Source organism: Citrobacter freundii complex sp. CFNIH2, assembly GCF_002880615.1.
Classification (GTDB): domain Bacteria; phylum Pseudomonadota; class Gammaproteobacteria; order Enterobacterales; family Enterobacteriaceae; genus Citrobacter_A; species Citrobacter_A amalonaticus_F.
On the sequence record NZ_CP025757.1, the window covers coordinates 2,836,668 to 2,855,388 of the forward strand.

Genomic DNA, 18,721 nt, shown 5'->3' on the forward strand with positions numbered 1-18,721 from the left:
ACGGCCTGCCGCAATCGTATGAATGCCGACAGGCCGTAAAGTATGTGTGACCGGGTGAGAGTTTAGTCTTGTTGATTAACCTTGCGCTCAATGGCTTTGAGGCGCTTGCTCATATCATCAATGTTCATCACCAGTGCGGCTGTCTTACGCCATACTTTGTTAGGTTGCAGCGGAATGCCTGAGGAATAGACGCCAGGTTCAGTGATGGGACGCATCACCATACCCATGCCCGTCACGGTAACCTTGTCGCATATTTCCATATGCCCGTTGATTACGCTGGCACCGCCGATCATGCAATAACGGCCAATCTTCAGGCTGCCCGCCATGATGACGCCCCCGGCAACCGCCGTATTGTCGCCAATCACAACGTTATGTGCAATCTGACACTGGTTATCAATGATAACCCCATTGCCGATCACGGTATCATCCAGCGCACCACGGTCGATGGTGGTACAGGCGCCGATCTCCACGCGATCGCCAATAATGACGCGACCTAACTGTGGGATCTTCACCCAGTTGCCGCGATCGTTGGCATAGCCAAAACCGTCAGCACCAATGACCGTACTGGACTGGATCAGGCAATTCTCACCGATCTGAATGTCGTGGTAAACCGATACATTCGCCCACAGACGCGAACCGGCCCCAATTTTCGTATTTTTCCCGACGAAACAGCCCGGGCCGATAACCACGTTATCGCCCAGCGCCACGCCAGACTCAATCACCGCATTTGCGCCAATTGAAACATTGCTACCCAGCGTTGCCGTCGCATCAACCACTGCACTCGATGCAATGTTCTGTGCCGGCTGCGGCGTGGTATCTAAAATTTGCGCCATTCGCGCGTACGTCAGGTAGGGATTCTTCACTACCAACGCAGCACTCTTAGCAAAAGGAAGATCGTCCTGCGTCATGACAACGGCAGACGCCTGGCATAAGGCCAGGTGCTCACGGTATTTCGGATTCACCATGAACGTAATGTGACCTGTTTGCGCAGATTGCATGGACGCAACGCCGGTGATGACGAGATCGCCATCACCGTGTAATTCTGCATCCAACTGCTCTGCTAAATCAGCCAGTCGAATTGAAGGCATTACTTATTTAACCTGTTTCAGTACGTCAGCGGTGATGTCTTTTACATCGCTGCTGTTGTAAGCAACGGTGTTCGCGTCAACGACCAGATCGATGCTCTGGCTGCTGGCAACAGATTTCACAGCAGTCTGGATACGAGTAACCAGTTTGCCACGTTCTTCGTTGGAACGACGTGCACGATCCTGCTCAAAAGCCTGCGCTTTCTGAGAGAAGGTCTGGCGCTGAGCCATTACGTCTTTTTCCAGCTTAGTACGATCGCTACCTGCTTTCATGGACTGCAGACGCTGCATTTTAGATTGCAGATCGGATTCCATACGCTGCAGTTCGCTCGCGCGGCCTTTAAACTCATTTTCCAACGTGTTGGAAACACCGGTCTTCTGTGCAACCTGCTGGAACAGGCTACCCATGTTGACGATAGCAATTTTGTCAGCAGCCTGTGCAGACGTAACCATTGCTAAACCGAGACCTGCCGCTAATAACCACTTTTTCACAATAAACTCCTTACCATCCCATTTGCACCCGAAGGTGCAGTTCTTTGCGTGGCCAGGCGATACCATGCAAGATCGCCTAAAGTCATCGCTACACTACCATTACATTCCTTTGCGAAGAACAATTACCAGGTTTTACCAATGTTAAACTGGAACTGCTCTTTTTTGTCTCCATCGTAGTCCTTAAACGGCTGGGCGTAGGAGAAGACCAACGGCCCCAATGGGGACATCCATTGTAATGCGATACCAGCAGACATACGGATATTGCTCGGATCACTGTAGTCTGGATAACCGGAATATGCACTTGAATCCCAGTTAGTATCCCAGACGGTACCCATATCCCAGAAGAATGAGGTACGGACCGAGTTCGCATACTTATCGCTGATGAACGGCGTTGGAGTAATGAATTCCAGGCTGGCGACAGCCATCGCGTTACCGCCCACTGCGTCATCCGATTTACACGGTGCTGACTGAGTGCTCTCACATTCGTTATCGTAGTCGTTATCACCATCATGACGACTGCTGGACGGGAAATAGACCGCTTTCGGACCAATGGTGTTGGACTGGAAGCCACGCACGGTACTGGAGCCACCGGCATAGAAGTTCTCATAGAACGGCATCTCTTTGCCGCCGAATCCATCACCGTAACCCCAACGGGTACGACCAAGAACCACCCACTTGTGATCGTCATCGATCGGCACGTAGGTCGCGGTATCCAGCGTCGCTTTGTAGAACTCGTTATCAGAGCCCGGGATCGTCACCTTACCGTTCAGGTTGACGCGCGTCCCTTCCGTCGGGAAGAAGCCACGGTCAAGCTTGTTATAGGTCCAACCATAGTTGAAGGTGAAGTCATTGGCGCTGTAGGAGTTGCGGTCATTCGAGTTATCCGGGTATTCACCTACGGAGTTCAAATAACGCCACATCGCGACCTGCGGTTGCATGTTGGACAGGGAGTTATGCACATACCCTAAACCCGCACGCAAGGTGTTGTATTCGTTGATCGGGAAGCCCAGCGTAACGTCTGTACCGTAACTTTTGTTGGTATAGTCAGACAGATCCGCATCATTCGCATCGAAGTCGTTATAGAAGATACGACCACCCAGACTCACGCCATCAACGGTGAAGTATGGGTTGGTGACGGACAGTTCGCTGTAGGTCTGGTAATCGTTCTTGGTACCGTTAATCCCTACCGCGTAACCCGTACCCAGCCAGTTATCCTGCTGAACACCCGCCTGGAAGCTTACGCCGCTTTCCGTACCGTAACCGACACCGAAGTTGAAGCTACCGGTATTACGCTCTTTCACCTTATAGACCACATCAACCTGGTCCGGGCTGCCCGGAACACGCTGCGTGTCGGTGTCGACCGTTTCAAAGTAACCCAGACGGTTCAGACGCTCTTTACCCTGATCAACCATATCACTGCCCAGCCATGCCCCTTCCATCTGGCGCATTTCGCGACGCAGGACGGCATCTTTGGACGTGTCGTTACCTTCAAAACGGATCTTACGCACGTAGAAACGGTTACCCGCATCAACGTTTACGCGCAGCATAACGGTTTTGTCAGTATCGTTGATTTCCGGCTGTGACTGAACACGCGGATAGGCGTAACCATAGCGACCCAGAAGCTTCTTAATATCATCTTCCATTTTGGTCACTTTGGTGCCGTTGTAGAGCTCGCCCGGCTCAATTTTGGTCAGGCTTTCGATCTCCGCAGAGTGCCCCGCCAGGTTCCCCGTTACCTGAACGCCAGAAAGCTTATACTGCTCGCCTTCCGTGATGTTCACGGTAATGTAGATCCCTTTCTTATCCGGGGTCAGGCTGACCTGCGTTGAGTCGATGTTGAAACGCGCGTAACCGCGATCCAGATAGTAACTGCGCAGGGTTTCAAGGTCACCCGCCAGTTTCTGCTTCTGGTATTTGCGATCGCCAACGACGTTCCACCACGGAACTTCATCACGCAACTGGAAGTGAGAGATCAGTTCATCCGTGCTGAAGGCATGATTACCGACGATATTGATCTGCTGGATCTTCGCCGATACCCCTTCCTGGAACACCAGTTTAAGGTCAACACGGTTGCGCGGCAGTGGCGTGACAACGGCTTTCACGCTGGCACTGTATTTACCGACACTGTAGTAGAAGTCTTCCAGACCTTTCTCGATATCGGCAATGGTGGTGCGATCCAAAGATTCGCCAACACGCACGCCAGAAGCCTCGAGGTTTTGCTTCAGCATGTCATCTTTCACCGATTTGTTACCGGAGAAGGTGATGCTGGCAATAGTCGGACGTTCTTTTACCTGAACCAGAAGCGTATCGCCATCGCGAAGGACACGAACATCCTCAAAGTTGCCAGTGGCAAACAGTGCGCGAATGGTATTACTGATATCTTCATCATTAACCGTGTCGCCTGTGCGCACCGGCATACTGAGGAGGGCCGCACCAACGGCGACACGCTGCAGGCCTTCGAAATGAATGTCCTTCACTACGAACCCTTCAGCACCGTATACGGTCGCGCTGCTAAACAGCAGCGACGCTATGAGCAACTTTTTCATCGCCATCGTTATTATGCGTTCTTCCTAACTAACTCTCTTACAACCGAGAGAAATCATTGAAAAGTGCAAGCCCCATTAACAGCACCAGCAATATCGAGCCAATGCGATAACTAAAGTCTTGAACCCGCTCGGATACCGGCCCGCCCTTAAGCTTTTCAATCGCCAGGAACAGCAGATGCCCCCCGTCAAGAACGGGCAGCGGAAACAGGTTGATTATCCCTAAGTTCACGCTAATCAGCGCAAGGAACATCAGATAATAAATCACCCCGAACTCCGCTGACATCCCAGCCCCCTGAGCGATAGAAATCGGCCCACTGAGGTTGTTCAGTTTCACATCACCGGTTATCAATTTTCCCAGCATACTGACCGTCAGCTTCATCAACTGCCACGTTTTATCCGTGGCCTGTGCAATGGCGCTGAACGGCCCATACTGGCGTACTGTCTTGTACTCATCCGGCAGAGGAATGATTTTCGGCACAACACCGGCAAACCCTTCTGCCTTCCCATTACCCGTTTTCGAATCCGGAATTAATGTTAAAGACAAGGCACTGCCCTGCCTTTCAATTTCCAGCGCTAACGGCTGACCCGGATTATCGCGCACCAGGTTCACGAACGTCATCCACTGCGTTAGCGGTTGACCATCGACTTTAACGATCCTGTCGCCAGCTTGCAAACCCGCCTTACTTGCGGCGGACTGTGCCTGGACTTCTGACAGCACCGGTTCAATCTGTGGTCCACGCGGTCGAATCCCTAAAGAAGATACAGGATCTTCCTTATCAGGCTCAAATGCCCACTGCCGCAAATCCAGCGTTTTTTCCTGTCTCTGGTTGCTGCCGAAAGGCGCCACGCTGATTGTCGTCTGTTCGTCGCCAATTTTTGCGACCAGCTGTAAACGCACTGCGTCCCAATCAGGGGTTTCGATACCATCAACGGCTTTAAGTTCCGTGCCTGGAATAATTTGCGCCTGGGCGGCAATCGAGTTGGGCGTTATTTCACCAACAACCGGACGAACACCAGGGACGCCGATGATAAACACCAGCCAGTAAGCGAAGATGGCAAAGAGGAAATTGGCAACCGGACCGGCGGCAATGATCGCTGCGCGCTGGCCGACGGTTTTATTGTTGAAAGCGTGGTGACGCAGCTCCGGGATCACCGGTTCCGCGCGCTCATCCAGCATTTTGACATAACCGCCCAGCGGGATCAGGGCGATGACATATTCGGTCCCGTACCGATCGGTACGGCGCCAGAGCGCTTTACCAAATCCAATGGAAAAGCGCTCGACACGGACACCGCAGCGCCGGGCAACCCAGAAATGACCAAATTCATGCACGGTGATCAGCACACCCAGTGCGACAATGAATGCAGCCAGATTCCAGAGAATACTCAGCATAAAACCTTCCGTTAAAGCGTCTTGAATACCAGTAACAACAGGCAAGCAAAGACCGGTACTGCCGCCGTCAGGCTGTCAATACGGTCCAGAATACCACCGTGTCCTGGAATCAAATGACCGCTGTCTTTAATTCCTGCTTCACGCTTAAACATGCTCTCGGTCAGGTCGCCCAGCACGGAGGCCAGCGCAGCGACAATAGAACAGATTAATAAGGTGACAGGCGCAACATCCAGATTCGCCCACATGCCGTAACCCCAGGAGATCACAGCCGCTGTGGCAAGGCCACCAAAAAAGCCCTGCCAGGTTTTCCCCGGCGACACTTTCGGCGCCAGTTTATGTTTGCCAAACAATTTGCCAAACATATACGCCCCGGAGTCTGCACCCCAGACCAGGATCATGACATAGAGCAGCCATATTGCGCCACTGTAATGATTCTCGTCATAGTGCCAGGCACGCAGCGCCAGCATTCCCCAGAAGAAGGGAACGATCGTGAGCACGCCAAAAATAATGCGTAATGTCTTCGAATTACGCCAGATCGTCGCCGAGTCGGGGTAAAAAAACACCAGCACTAACGCAACGACCCACCAGCCCAACGATGCCCACAACGAGACTTCGACCAACGGCTGGTGAATATTATGATGGTATTCCGGCAACAGAAACAGCATCAGTGCGAGCAATAACCCACACAGCACCGCCAGCCAGACGCGCTGCGTGCGCGTGGCAAAACCGCTAAATTGTCCCCATTCCCACGCGGCCAGCATACAAACAACCAGCGTCACAATGGCAAACCCCACCGGCGGCAGCAGAAACAGCGCCGCGATGACCACGGGTATTAAAACGAAAGCAGAAATCAGGCGATACTTCAGCAAAAGCGACCCCCATCAGGCTTTGTCATCACCGGGCTCGGTGCCGCCGAAACGACGCTCTCGATTAGCAAAGGCATGCAGTGCACCTTCAAAGTCTTGTTCATCGAAATCGGGCCAGAGAACATCTGTAAAGTAAAGTTCGGCATAGGCAATTTGCCAAAGCAAAAAGTTACTTATTCGATGCTCTCCCCCAGTCCTAATTACTAAATCCACCGGAGCCAGCTCATGCATACAGATTTGTTGGTTGAGCATGTCTTCATCAATCTGATCAGGACGCAGTAAACCTTCCTGCACCTGTTCTGCCAGTTGTCTGACTCCCTGGACAATGTCCCAACGTCCGCCGTAATTCGCCGCAATATTCAGCGTCAACCCGGTATTCTGGGCGGTAAGCGCTTCAGACTTACGAATACGTTCTTGCAAACGCGAGTTAAATCGACTGGTGTCGCCAATAATGCGCAGGCGGACGTTATGGCGATGCAGGCTTTTAACTTCACTATCAAGCGCCCACACAAATAGCTCCATTAACGCACTCACTTCCTGCGCCGGTCGGTTCCAGTTTTCACTACTAAAGGCATACAGCGTTAACGCATCAATACCATTGTTGGCAGCAAAAGAGACGGCACGGCGGACGGATTTCGCTCCGGCCTTATGCCCAAATGCGCGAATCTTCCCTTGCTTTTTCGCCCAGCGACCATTGCCATCCATAATGATCGCAACATGACGACAGCCATGCGCAGGCAAATTTTCGCTTACTGGTTGAGTTGCAGACAACATAACGCGTTTATAGTCCCTGAAAGGATTTAGCGGTACTCAGGAATACTGAAGCCTTTACACAAAAAAGCCGTGTCAAACCACGGCTTACCTGACCGAAAAAAGCCAAATACCTGCGATCAGGTGGCGCAGACTATATCACTGAAGCACAACGCTAACAAATAGCACGATCTTCTCCAGGAGGATAATCCTCAGCTTGCGAGTCGCATCACTTGTTTTCTGGCGACTTCTCGCGCAATCGCATCGACCCTCAGTACGTCATCAACGCTCTGCGGTTCCTGTAGATCCATCTGCTCCAGCACGGCTAAGTTGAGATCGGCAATATCGGTAAAGCGTATTTCTTCAGCAAGAAATGCAGCAACGATAATTTCATTCGCTGCATTCAGCGCGGTTGTGGCGGCCTGCCCCTGCTCAAACGCCTCCATTGCCAGTTTCAGGCACGGGTAGCGTTGGTAATCCGGCGCGCCAAACGTCAACGCACTGAGTTTGCAGAAATCGAGCGGCGCAACGCCAGAGGTTACGCGATTCGGCCAAGCCATCGTATGTGCGATAGGCGTGCGCATGTCTGGCTCACCCAGTTGCGCCAGAACGCTTCCGTCCTGATAACGCACCATCGAGTGAATCACCGACTGCGGGTGAATCAGCACTTCCATCTGACGGGCACTGGCGTTAAACAACCAACGCGCTTCAATGTATTCCAGACCTTTATTCATCATAGTGGCTGAGTCGACGGAGATCTTACGTCCCATCGACCAGTTCGGATGACGGCATGCCTGATCGGGCGTCATTGACACCAGTTCATGCAGCGGCGTTTCCCGGAACGGGCCACCAGACCCGGTAAGCAAAACGGACATCACGCCATTCTGCTCCAGGTCAGCGTATCCCAGATTGTGTTGAATGGGTTGGGGCATACTCTGAAAAATAGCGTTATGTTCGCTGTCTACCGGTAAAAGTCGGGCTTTACTGTGCTTCACGGCGTCCATGAACAGGCGTCCACAGGTCACCAGAGATTCTTTGTTTGCCAGCAGAATGGTTTTTCCCGCGCGAATCGCGGCAAGCGTTGGCAGCAGGCCCGCCGCGCCAACGATGGCCGCCATAACCTGATCGACCTCATCAAGCGCCGCCATATCACAAGCCGCCTGTTGCCCGCTAAGAACGTCCGTCTGGCTACCATGCTGCTTCAGCGCGTCATTGAGAAGGCGCGCGCTGGCGTCATCGTCCATCACGGCATAACGCGGAGAGAATTCCAGGCACTGCTCCACCATACGGCTGACATTTTTACCTGCCACCAGCGCGATAACGCGAAAGTGCTCAGGGTTTTGGCGCACCACGTCCAGCGTGCTGCAACCGATAGAGCCGGTCGAACCCAGAATGGTTAATTGCTTCATCAAACATCCGAAAAAAGAGACAGGATAAAAAGCAAAACGCCGCCAGCCGATCCTAAACGATCTTCTGAGCGGCGTTTTGAGCGTACAGCGGAATCAGAACTGCATCAGTTCTGCTTCTTTATCTGCCAGCGCCGCATCCACTTTCTTGATGGCGGCATCCGTCATTTTCTGTACGTCGTCCTGAGAACGGCGATCGTCATCTTCGCTGATCTCTTTGTCTTTCAGCAGTGCTTTCACTTTGTCGTTCGCGTCACGGCGGACGTTACGTACAGCAACACGCGCCTGTTCAGCTTCGCCACGAACGATTTTCGTCAGATCTTTACGACGCTCTTCCGTCAGCGGAGGCAGAGGAACGCGAATATCGCTGCCTGCGGAGCTCGGGTTCAGACCGAGATCCGAAGCCATAATCGCTTTCTCAACGGCCGGGCTCATGGAGCGGTCAAACACGTTGATTTTCAGGGTACGGGAATCTTCTACCGTTACGCTTGCCAGCTGACGCAGCGGCGTTGGCGTGCCGTAATATTCCACGACAATGCCATCCAGCAGGCTGGGAGAAGCACGACCCGTGCGTATTTTGCTGATTTGGTTTTTGAACGCTTCTACGCATTTTTCCATGCGTACTTCAGCATCTTTTCTGATATCGCTAATCACGTTACGAATCCTTGAAAACTTGTCTCAGTCAGACCAGACAGTACACCTGTAGAGGTGTGCTTAGTATAGCCCTGATTAAAATATTACGGGTAAGCCCGCGATATTAACGCGGAATCTTACCCCGATTTCTACATTACGGGAATTATTCCGTAATTAACGTGCCTTCTTTTTCACCCATGACCACGCGACGCAGCGCGCCTGGCTTGTTCATGTTGAAGACACGAATCGGCAACTTATGGTCACGCGCCAGCGTAAACGCGGCCAGATCCATCACTTTCAGCTCTTTATCCAGCACTTCGTTGTATGTCAGTTGCTCATACATGGTGGCCGAAGGATCTTTCGCCGGATCGGCGGTAAAGACGCCATCGACTTTCGTCGCTTTCAGCACCACGTCGGCTTCGATTTCAATGCCGCGCAGGCACGCCGCAGAGTCAGTGGTGAAGAAAGGATTACCGGTACCCGCAGAGAGGATAACCACGCGGTTATTACGCAGCAGGCTGATAGCCTCTGCCCAACTGTAGTTGTCGCATACGCCATTCAGTGGAATGGCGGACATCAGGCGGGCGTTCACATAGGCGCGGTGAAGCGCATCGCGCATTGCCAGGCCGTTCATCACGGTGGCCAGCATGCCCATGTGGTCGCCCACAACGCGGTTCATACCCGCTTTCGCCAGACCAGCACCACGGAACAAGTTACCGCCACCAATCACCACACCAACCTGAATACCCAGTTCAACCAGTTCTTTGATTTCCTGAGCCATACGATCCAGTATGCTTGCGTCAATACCGAAGCCTTCCGAACCCTGCAGAGCTTCGCCACTTAACTTAAGCAGAATGCGTTTATAGACGGGTTTTGCATTGGTAGCCATGTTTCTTTCCTGAGACTGTCAACGATTAAAAATGGGGGTAAATTCTGGCGACAATGATATGTCGCTACTCAGTACAACGAAATAAGAGCCATACTGATTTTTGCGTGACGGGTGACAAAAAGAAGCCGCCCTCAGGCGGCTCCTTTTCGACAATTAAGACTGCTTGGACATCGCAGCAACTTCTGCTGCAAAGTCAGTCTCAACTTTCTCGATGCCTTCGCCCACTTCGAAGCGGATGAAGCCAGTCACGTCAGCGTTGTGCTCTTTCAGCAGCTGACCAACAGACTTGCTCGGCTCCATAACGAAAGGCTGACCCGTCAGAGAAACTTCGCCGGTGAATTTCTTCATGCGGCCTTCAACCATTTTCTCTGCGATTTCTTTCGGCTTACCAGACTGCATCGCGATGTCCAACTGAACCTGGTATTCTTTTTCTACCACTTCAGCAGACACGTCTTCCGGCTTAACGAATTCAGGCTTGCTTGCAGCAACGTGCATTGCCAGCTGCTTAACCAGCTCTTCGTCAGCGCCTTTAGCGGCAACCAGAACACCGATGCGCGCACCGTGCTGGTAGCTACCCAGAACGTCGCCTTCCAGGGAAGCGATACGGCGGATGTTGATGTTCTCACCAATTTTCGCTACCAGCGCAACGCGCTCTTCTTCGAACTGCGCTTTCAGCACTTCAACGTCAGTGATTTTGCCGGCAACAGCAGCGTCCAGCACTTTGTCAGCAAATGCCTGGAAACCACCATCTTTAGCAACGAAGTCAGTCTGACAGTTAACTTCCAGAATGAAAGCAATGTTGCCGTCGATTTTGGTTTTGATTACGCCGTCAGCAGCAACGTTGCCTGCTTTTTTCGCCGCTTTGATAGCGCCAGATTTACGCATGTTTTCGATTGCCAGCTCGATGTCGCCATTAGCTTCAGTCAGTGCTTTTTTGCAATCCATCATGCCTGCGCCAGTACGCTCACGCAGCTCTTTTACCAGGGATGCGGTAATTTCAGCCATTCTAAAATCCTCGGAAGATTTGATCTGCCCGGCGTTAAACCACACAGATTTAAAAGTGAAAAAGGGGGCCATATACAGGCCCCCTAACCAAACATGATACTACCTGGTTTATAAGGGCTCTTCCCCTTCATATTCCGAGCCGCAGGTGCGTTGTCTTCGCTCGCTCATCCCAGTCACTTACTTATGTAAGCTCCCGGGAATTCTCGAGCTTGCCGCCTTCCTGCAACTCGAACTATCTCAGGGAAGTTATCAAGCCTTATTATTCAGCTTCTACGAAGCTTTCTTCCGCCTGGGAAGCCAGATCCTGAGAACGGCCTTCACGAACGGTTGCAGCGACAGCGCCCAGGTACAGGCTAACAGCACGGATTGCGTCGTCGTTACCCGGGATAACGAAGTCAACACCGTCCGGATCAGAGTTGGTATCAACGATAGCAAATACCGGAATACCCAGGTTGTTTGCTTCTTTGATAGCAATGTGCTCGTGGTCAGCATCGATGACGAACAGAGCGTCCGGCAGACCGCCCATGTCTTTGATACCGCCCAGGCTGTTTTCCAGTTTCTCAAGCTCACGAGTACGCATCAGCGCTTCTTTCTTGGTCAGCTTTTCGAAAGTACCGTCCTGAGACTGAGTTTCCAGGTCTTTCAGACGTTTGATGGACTGACGAACGGTTTTCCAGTTAGTCAGCATACCGCCCAGCCAGCGATGGTTCACAAAGAACTGGTCGCAGCTGTTAGCAGCGTCTTTCACCGCTTCGCTTGCAGCGCGTTTAGTACCAACGAAAAGGATTTTACCTTTACGAGAAGCAATCTTGTTCAGTTCAGCCAGAGCGTCGTTGAACATCGGTACCGTTTTCTCAAGGTTGATGATGTGAACTTTGTTACGCGCACCGAAGATGAACGGCTTCATTTTCGGGTTCCAGTAACGGGTCTGGTGACCGAAGTGAACACCAGCCTTGAGCATGTCGCGCATGGAAACAGTTGCCATGATTAAAACCTCTATAGATTTAAGTTGGGGTTATGCCTCCACGTATCCCATATTACCGACCCCAAAGGGCACCCCGGAATATGTGCCGATACGTGTGTGTTGTTACACAAAGTGAGATTTGTCGCTTCCGTCCATTCTGTGTATACGAAATGAGATCGGAAGTCCGGCGCGCTTTATACCACAAATACGCCGTGGACACCAATAATTGTTGGCGGTCTGTGCTGAATTGAACGATGAATTTCGTGTTACAAGAAAGCGGCAAATTTTAGCCTCTCCAGGCGCTTACCCCTTGTCAGTGACTGGGGTGAAAAAATGCAGTCAACGCGCTTGTGGCACGAAAGGCGAAGTTCAGAATGATTCTCAATTTGGCAGGGTATACCCCAGGCTGATACCATTGACAGTACTTACACAATTATTGTCGAAATAACCGACACTGATGGACAGAATTCATGGCTATCTCAATCAAGACCCCTGAAGAAATCGAAAAAATGCGCGTCGCGGGCCGTCTGGCCGCGGAAGTGCTGGAGATGATCGAACCGTATATCAAACCGGGTGTCAGCACGGGTGAACTGGATCGTATCTGTAACGACTACATCGTTAACGAGCAGCATGCGATCTCTGCTTGCCTCGGCTATCACGGTTATCCGAAATCCGTCTGCATCTCTATTAATGAAGTGGTGTGTCACGGTATCCCGGATGATGCCAAACATCTGAAAGATGGCGATATCGTCAACATCGACGTGACCGTCATTAAAGACGAGTACCACGGCGATACCTCCAAAATGTTTATCGTCGGCAAACCGACCATTCTGGGCGAGCGTCTGTGCCGCGTCACCCAGGAAAGCCTGTATCTGGCGCTGCGAATGGTGAAACCTGGCATCCGTCTGCGGACTCTCGGCGCGGCGATCCAGAAATATGCGGAAGGCGAAGGTTTCTCCGTGGTACGTGAATACTGCGGACACGGTATTGGCCGCGGCTTCCATGAAGAGCCGCAGGTGCTGCACTATGATGCGGACGACGGCGGCGTTGTGCTGCAGCCGGGCATGACCTTTACCATCGAACCGATGCTCAACGCCGGTGATTACCGCATCCGTACGATGAAAGACGGCTGGACGGTAAAAACCAAAGACCGGAGCTTGTCTGCACAATACGAGCATACTATTGTGGTGACCGAAAACGGCTGTGAAATTCTGACGTTACGCAAGGATGACACTATTCCGGCGGTCTTCACGCACGACGCATAACTTTTTTGCCTGATGGCGCACTCGCTTATCAGGCCTACAAATGGCACTATTCCGTAGGCCGGATAAGGCACTTTCGCCGTATCCGGCTTTTTTAATGGGTGGCGCATAATGAATACACTTCCTGAACAGCACGCGAATACCGCACTCCCCACCCTCCCCGGTCAGCCGCAGAACCCGGGGGCCTGGTCTCGCGACGAACTCACCGTCTCCGGAATCAAAACGCATATCGACGCTTTCCAGCAATGGCTAGGCGATGCCTTCGACAGCGGGATTTCCGCCGAACAGCTGATTGAAGCCCGGACCGAATTTATCGACCAGTTGCTGCAACGTCTGTGGATCGACGCCGGTTTTGGGCAGATTGCCGATCTGGCGCTGGTCGCCGTTGGCGGATACGGGCGCGGTGAACTGCACCCGCTTTCCGATATCGACCTGCTCATCCTGAGTCGTAAAAAATTACCGGACGATCAGGCGCAAAAGGTCGGCGAGCTGCTGACATTGCTGTGGGACGTCAAACTGGAGGTCGGGCACAGCGTGCGTACGCTGGAAGAGTGCCTGCTGGAAGGGTTGTCAGATCTGACCGTCGCCACCAACCTGATTGAGACCCGTCTGTTGATTGGCGACGTCGCCCTTTTTCTGGAGCTGCAAAAACATATCTTCAGCGAAGGTTTCTGGCCCTCCGACAAATTCTACGCCGCCAAAGTAGAAGAACAGCATCAGCGCCACCAGCGCTATCACGGCACCAGCTATAACCTTGAGCCGGATATCAAAAGTAGCCCCGGCGGTCTGCGCGATATCCACACGCTGCAGTGGGTCGCCCGTCGCCATTTTGGCGCTACCTCGCTCGACGAAATGGTCGGCTTCGGCTTTTTGACTCAGGCAGAGCGCGCTGAGCTCAACGAGTGCCTACACATTTTGTGGCGCATTCGTTTTGCCCTGCATTTAGTGGTCAGTCGTTACGATAACCGCCTGCTGTTCGATCGCCAGTTGAGCGTCGCTCAGCGCCTGAACTACAGCGGCGAAGGCAACGAACCGGTTGAGCAGATGATGAAGGATTATTTCCGTGTCACCCGCCGCGTCACTGAACTCAACCAGATGCTGCTACAGCTGTTTGACGAAGCGATCCTCGCGCTGTCTGCCGACGAAAAGCCGCGTCCTATTGATGACGATTTTCAACTGCGCGGCACGCTGATCGATCTGCGTCAGGACGATCTGTTCATCCGCGAACCGGAAGCGATCCTGCGGATGTTCTACACCATGGTCCGCAACAGTGCGATCACCGGGATCTACTCCACCACCCTTCGCCATCTGCGTCATGCACGTCGCCACCTGAACCAGCCGCTGTGCTATATCCCGGAGGCGCGCTCGTTGTTTCTCAGTATGCTGCGTCACCCAGGCGCAGTCAGCCGCGGCCTGCTGCCGATGCACCGCCATAGCGTGCTGTGGGCCTACATGCCGCAGTGGTCACGTATTGTCGGGCAGATGCAGTTTGACCTGTTCCATGCTTACACGGTAGACGAGCACACGATTCGCGTGATGCTGAAGCTGGAAAGTTTTGCCAAAGAAGAGACCCGCCAGCGCCACCCGCTGTGCGTGGATCTCTGGCCGCGTCTGCGGCAGCCCGAGCTGATTTTCATCGCCGCGCTATTCCATGACATCGCCAAAGGACGCGGCGGCGACCACTCGGTGCTGGGCGCGCAGGACGTGCTCAAGTTTGCGGAACTGCACGGCCTGAACTCGCGCGAAACCCAGTTGATTGCCTGGCTGGTTCGCCAGCACCTGCTGATGTCGGTGACCGCCCAGCGCCGGGATATTCAGGATCCTGAAGTGATTAAGCAGTTCGCCGAAGAGGTGCAGACGGAACATCGCCTGCGCTTCCTGGTTTGCCTGACGGTGGCGGATATATGCGCCACCAACGAAACGCTATGGAACAGCTGGAAGCAAAGTCTGTTGCGTGAACTGTACTTCGCCACGGAAAAACAGCTGCGTCGGGGAATGCAAAACACGCCGGATATGCGCGAACGCGTGCGCCATCACCAGTTGCAGGCGCTGGCGCTGCTGCGGATGGATAACATTGATGAAGAAGCGTTGCACCATATCTGGTCGCGCTGTCGCGCCAACTACTTCGTGCGCCACAGCCCGAACCAGCTGGCCTGGCATGCGCGTCATCTGTTGCAGCACGATCTCAGCGAGCCGCTAATTCTGCTCAGCCCGCAGGCAACGCGCGGCGGGACGGAAATCTTCATCTGGAGTCCGGATCGCCCGTATCTGTTTGCCGCCGTCTGCGCCGAGCTGGACCGACGTAACCTCAGCGTCCACGATGCGCAGATTTTCACAACCCGCGATGGCATGGCGATGGACACCTTTATCGTCCTGGAACCGGACGGCAGCCCGCTGTCGTCAGACAGACATGAAGCCATCCGCTTTGGGCTGGAACAGGCGATCACCCAGCGCAGTTGGCAGCCGCCGCAGCCGCGTCGACAGCCGGCAAAATTGCGCCACTTTACCGTCGATACCGAGGTCACGTTCCTGCCCACGCACACTGACCGCAAATCGTTCCTCGAGCTTATCGCGCTCGATCAGCCAGGGCTGCTGGCGCGGGTCGGGCAAATTTTTGCCGATCTGGGAATTTCGCTTCATGGCGCCCGAATTACAACCATTGGCGAGCGAGTAGAAGATTTATTCATAATCGCTACAGCGGACCGGCGTGCGCTTAATAATGCGCTGCAGCAGGAAGTGCATCAACGGTTGACAGAGGCCCTCAATCCAAACGATAAAGGGTAGTGTGTTTATTTATAGGGAAAGAGTTTAACAATGCAGCAGTTACAGAACGTTATTGAGACCGCTTTTGAGCGCCGTGCCGACATTACTCCGGCCAATGTGGATACCGTGACCCGTGAAGCGGTGAATCAGGTGATTTCCCTGCTGGATTCCGGCGCGCTGCGCGTGGCAGAAAAGGTAGACGGTCAGTGGGTGACTCACCAGTGGTTGAAGAAAGCGGTTCTGCTCTCTTTCCGTATCAACGATAACCAGGTGATCGATGGCGCGGAAAGCCGCTACTTCGATAAAGTGCCGATGAAATTCGCCGACTACGACGACGCACGCTTCCAGAAAGAAGGCTTCCGTGTGGTTCCGCCCGCGGCGGTACGTCAGGGTGCATTTATCGCCCGTAACACCGTGCTGATGCCGTCCTATGTCAACATCGGCGCTTACGTTGATGAAGGCACGATGGTCGACACCTGGGCGACCGTCGGTTCCTGTGCGCAGATCGGTAAGAACGTTCACCTGTCCGGCGGCGTTGGCATCGGTGGTGTACTGGAGCCGCTGCAGGCGAACCCGACTATCATCGAAGACAACTGCTTTATCGGCGCGCGTTCTGAAGTCGTAGAAGGCGTGATTGTCGAAGAAGGCTCGGTGATTTCGATGGGCGTTTATATTGGTCAGAGCACCCGTATTTACGACCGTGAAACCGGTGAAGTCCATTATGGCCGCGTTCCGGCAGGCTCCGTTGTCGTTTCCGGCAACCTGCCATCGAAAGATGGCAAGTACAGCCTGTACTGTGCGGTGATTGTGAAAAAAGTCGACGCCAAAACCCGCGGCAAGGTCGGCATCAACGAGTTGTTGCGTACCATCGACTAACGGCGATTTGAAAAAGCGGGCTTAGCCCGCTTTTTTTACATCTGCGAGTGGCAGAAACAGGGCTTTTCGTTAATTATTCAATAGTTATAGTGAGCTTAAGGGTACCGCTATGTATGACAATCTGAAAAGTCTGGGCATTACTAATCCTGAAGAAATCGATCGTTACAGCCTGCGGCAAGAAGCCAACAACGATATCCTGAAAATCTATTTCCAGAAGGATAAAGGTGAGTTCTTTGCCAAAAGCGTGAAGTTTAAATACCCCCGCCAGCGCAAAACCGTGGTCGCCGATGGGGTGGGTCAGGGATACAAAGAGGTGCAGGAGATCAGTCCAAACCTGCGCTATGTGATCGACGAACTTGATCAGATCTGCCAGCGCGATCGCACTGAAGTCGATCTGAAACGTAAGATCCTTGATGACTTACGCCATCTGGAAAGCGTGGTGGCGAATAAGATCACCGAAATCGAAGCCGATCTGGAAAAACTGACGCGTAAATAAGCCGTTTGTTGCCGGATGGCGGCGTCATACGCCTTATCCGGCCTACAGCTACATCCTCATACGCCTTGTCCGGCCTACAGGTACATCCTCGTAGGCCTGATAAGCGTAGCGCCATCAGGCAATGAATCAACGCTGCTCATCGAGCTGTAACGCCACATACAGCAGCAGCCGATCGTCGAAATTCCCCAAATCCAGCCCGGTCAATTCCGAGATACGATTCAGTCGATACTCCAGCGTATTCCGGTGAATAAACAGCGCCTTAGAGGTCGCCAGCGGCTGCACGTTGTGGCGAAACCATGCCGCCAGAGTGCGGCGCAACAGGCCGTTATTGTCCATCGCCTTCAGCCGCACCAGCGGGCGTGCCAGCTCATTGGCCTGCCAGCCGCCGCGCAGACTGTCGAGCAGAACCGGCAGCATCAAATCCTGATAAAAGTAGCTGCGGCTTTCCGGCATTCGTTGTTTGCCGACCATCATCGTCGTGCGCGCAGTGCGGTACGAACGCGCAATACTGCCAGGCCCGGTAAAATAGTTGCCCAGAGAAACGCGAAAGCGCAACTGCCCGTTCTCTTTCATGCGCGCAATCAGTTGCTCAACGCGCTTGCGGTGATCTTCGGCATCCCAACGGCCAAACGAATTCAGCGCCGGTTTTAACACCACCATCTCGGTCAGCGAAACAATCGCAATCAGGTTATTACGCTCCGGGGTAGTCAGGGCGTTCTGTAACTGCTGCAACTCCGCCATCGCGCTGTCCACGCCGAGTTGTCCGCTGTCGACTTCCACCACCGCCACCACGCGCGGCTGATTGAGGTCGATACCTAAACGTTGCGCCCACTCGGTCAACGCAGGCGTGTTCTCTTCCGCCTGAATCAGGTTCATCACCAGCTCTTCACGCAGGCGACTGTCCTGCGCCAGCAGGTGCATCAGGCGCGACTGCTCCAGCATCATCTCCGCTGTCATGCACACCAGTTCGCCATATTTGCGCAGATGTTCAGGTTCGCCGGTCAGGCCAATCACGCCGACGATCTCGCCTTCCAGACGCAGTGGCAGGTTGATCCCCTGACGAACGCCGTGCAGATGACGCGCAACGGCATCATCGATATCCACCACGCGGCCCTGAGAGAGGACTAACAACGCGCCTTCGTGCAATTCCCCAATACGCTCGCGATCTCCGCTGCCGATGATCCGTCCACGGGCATCCATCACGTTGATATTGGTATCAATAATGCGCATCGTGCGTGCCACGATATCCTGCGCCATTTTGGTATCAAGATGCCAGCCAGCCATAAAGCCCTCCTGTG

16 protein-coding genes are annotated in these 18,721 nt (G+C 53.3%); 4 read left to right on the forward strand and 12 right to left on the reverse strand.

Annotated elements, in window-relative coordinates; all coding sequences use genetic code 11:
- Positions 1–62: 62 nt before the first annotated feature.
- From lpxD to rpsB, 11 genes are all read right to left on the reverse strand, one after another.
- The gene (gene lpxD, locus WM46_RS13925) at positions 63–1,088 is read right to left on the reverse strand and encodes a UDP-3-O-(3-hydroxymyristoyl)glucosamine N-acyltransferase (protein WP_102602576.1); all 1,026 of its coding nucleotides are present in this window, start codon (positions 1,086–1,088) and stop codon (positions 63–65) included.
- A gap of 3 nt (positions 1,089–1,091) precedes the next feature.
- The gene (skp, locus tag WM46_RS13930) at positions 1,092–1,577 is read right to left on the reverse strand and encodes a molecular chaperone Skp (RefSeq protein WP_042323679.1); all 486 of its coding nucleotides are present in this window, start codon (positions 1,575–1,577) and stop codon (positions 1,092–1,094) included.
- Positions 1,578–1,699: 122 nt separating this feature from the next.
- Positions 1,700–4,129 carry an outer membrane protein assembly factor BamA gene (gene bamA, locus WM46_RS13935; RefSeq protein WP_061076483.1) on the reverse strand — a complete coding sequence of 810 codons (2,430 nt, stop codon included), beginning with the start codon at positions 4,127–4,129 and terminating at the stop codon, positions 1,700–1,702.
- Between the two features lie 31 nt (positions 4,130–4,160).
- A complete protein-coding gene (gene rseP / locus WM46_RS13940) occupies positions 4,161–5,513 on the reverse strand; it encodes a sigma E protease regulator RseP (RefSeq protein WP_102602577.1) in 1,353 nt (450 codons plus the stop codon).
- Positions 5,514–5,524: 11 nt separating this feature from the next.
- Positions 5,525–6,382 carry a phosphatidate cytidylyltransferase gene (gene cdsA / locus WM46_RS13945; RefSeq protein WP_102602578.1) on the reverse strand — a complete coding sequence of 286 codons (858 nt, stop codon included), beginning with the start codon at positions 6,380–6,382 and terminating at the stop codon, positions 5,525–5,527.
- Between the two features lie 12 nt (positions 6,383–6,394).
- Positions 6,395–7,153 carry a (2E,6E)-farnesyl-diphosphate-specific ditrans,polycis-undecaprenyl-diphosphate synthase gene (gene ispU, locus WM46_RS13950; protein ID WP_042997864.1) on the reverse strand — a complete coding sequence of 253 codons (759 nt, stop codon included), beginning with the start codon at positions 7,151–7,153 and terminating at the stop codon, positions 6,395–6,397.
- Between the two features lie 188 nt (positions 7,154–7,341).
- Positions 7,342–8,538 (reverse strand): 1-deoxy-D-xylulose-5-phosphate reductoisomerase, encoded by a 1,197-nt coding sequence (ispC, locus tag WM46_RS13955; RefSeq protein ID WP_102602579.1) that lies wholly within the window; start codon positions 8,536–8,538, stop codon positions 7,342–7,344.
- A gap of 93 nt (positions 8,539–8,631) precedes the next feature.
- Positions 8,632–9,189: a ribosome recycling factor gene (gene frr / locus WM46_RS13960; RefSeq protein ID WP_042323692.1), complete on the reverse strand. Its 558-nt coding sequence runs from the start codon at positions 9,187–9,189 to the stop codon at positions 8,632–8,634.
- A gap of 142 nt (positions 9,190–9,331) precedes the next feature.
- Entirely contained in the window at positions 9,332–10,057 is a 726-nt protein-coding gene (gene pyrH, locus WM46_RS13965; RefSeq protein WP_042323694.1) for a UMP kinase, read from the reverse strand.
- A 153-nt stretch (positions 10,058–10,210) separates the two neighbouring features.
- Positions 10,211–11,062, reverse strand: coding sequence for a translation elongation factor Ts (gene tsf / locus WM46_RS13970; protein ID WP_042323696.1), 852 nt, complete (start codon positions 11,060–11,062; stop codon positions 10,211–10,213).
- Between the two features lie 259 nt (positions 11,063–11,321).
- Positions 11,322–12,047 (reverse strand): 30S ribosomal protein S2, encoded by a 726-nt coding sequence (rpsB, locus tag WM46_RS13980; RefSeq protein WP_042323700.1) that lies wholly within the window; start codon positions 12,045–12,047, stop codon positions 11,322–11,324.
- Between the two features lie 449 nt (positions 12,048–12,496).
- On the opposite strand from rpsB, the gene map reads away from it, so the two are divergent.
- The 4 genes from map to WM46_RS14000 all read left to right on the forward strand — a co-directional run bounded on the left by map (position 12,497) and on the right by WM46_RS14000 (position 17,423).
- On the forward strand, positions 12,497–13,291 hold the full coding sequence (map, locus tag WM46_RS13985; protein ID WP_061076479.1) for a type I methionyl aminopeptidase: 795 nt from the start codon (positions 12,497–12,499) through the stop codon (positions 13,289–13,291).
- A gap of 108 nt (positions 13,292–13,399) precedes the next feature.
- Positions 13,400–16,072, forward strand: coding sequence for a bifunctional uridylyltransferase/uridylyl-removing protein GlnD (glnD, locus tag WM46_RS13990; protein WP_061076478.1), 2,673 nt, complete (start codon positions 13,400–13,402; stop codon positions 16,070–16,072).
- Positions 16,073–16,102: 30 nt separating this feature from the next.
- Positions 16,103–16,927 (forward strand): 2,3,4,5-tetrahydropyridine-2,6-dicarboxylate N-succinyltransferase, encoded by an 825-nt coding sequence (gene dapD, locus WM46_RS13995; RefSeq protein WP_061076477.1) that lies wholly within the window; start codon positions 16,103–16,105, stop codon positions 16,925–16,927.
- Positions 16,928–17,036: 109 nt separating this feature from the next.
- Positions 17,037–17,423 (forward strand): DUF3461 family protein, encoded by a 387-nt coding sequence (locus WM46_RS14000; protein ID WP_042997870.1) that lies wholly within the window; start codon positions 17,037–17,039, stop codon positions 17,421–17,423.
- Positions 17,424–17,549: 126 nt separating this feature from the next.
- On the opposite strand, the gene cdaR is transcribed toward WM46_RS14000, so the two are convergent.
- Positions 17,550–18,707 (reverse strand): DNA-binding transcriptional regulator CdaR, encoded by a 1,158-nt coding sequence (gene cdaR / locus WM46_RS14005; protein WP_042323710.1) that lies wholly within the window; start codon positions 18,705–18,707, stop codon positions 17,550–17,552.
- Between the last annotated feature and the right edge of the window lie 14 nt (positions 18,708–18,721).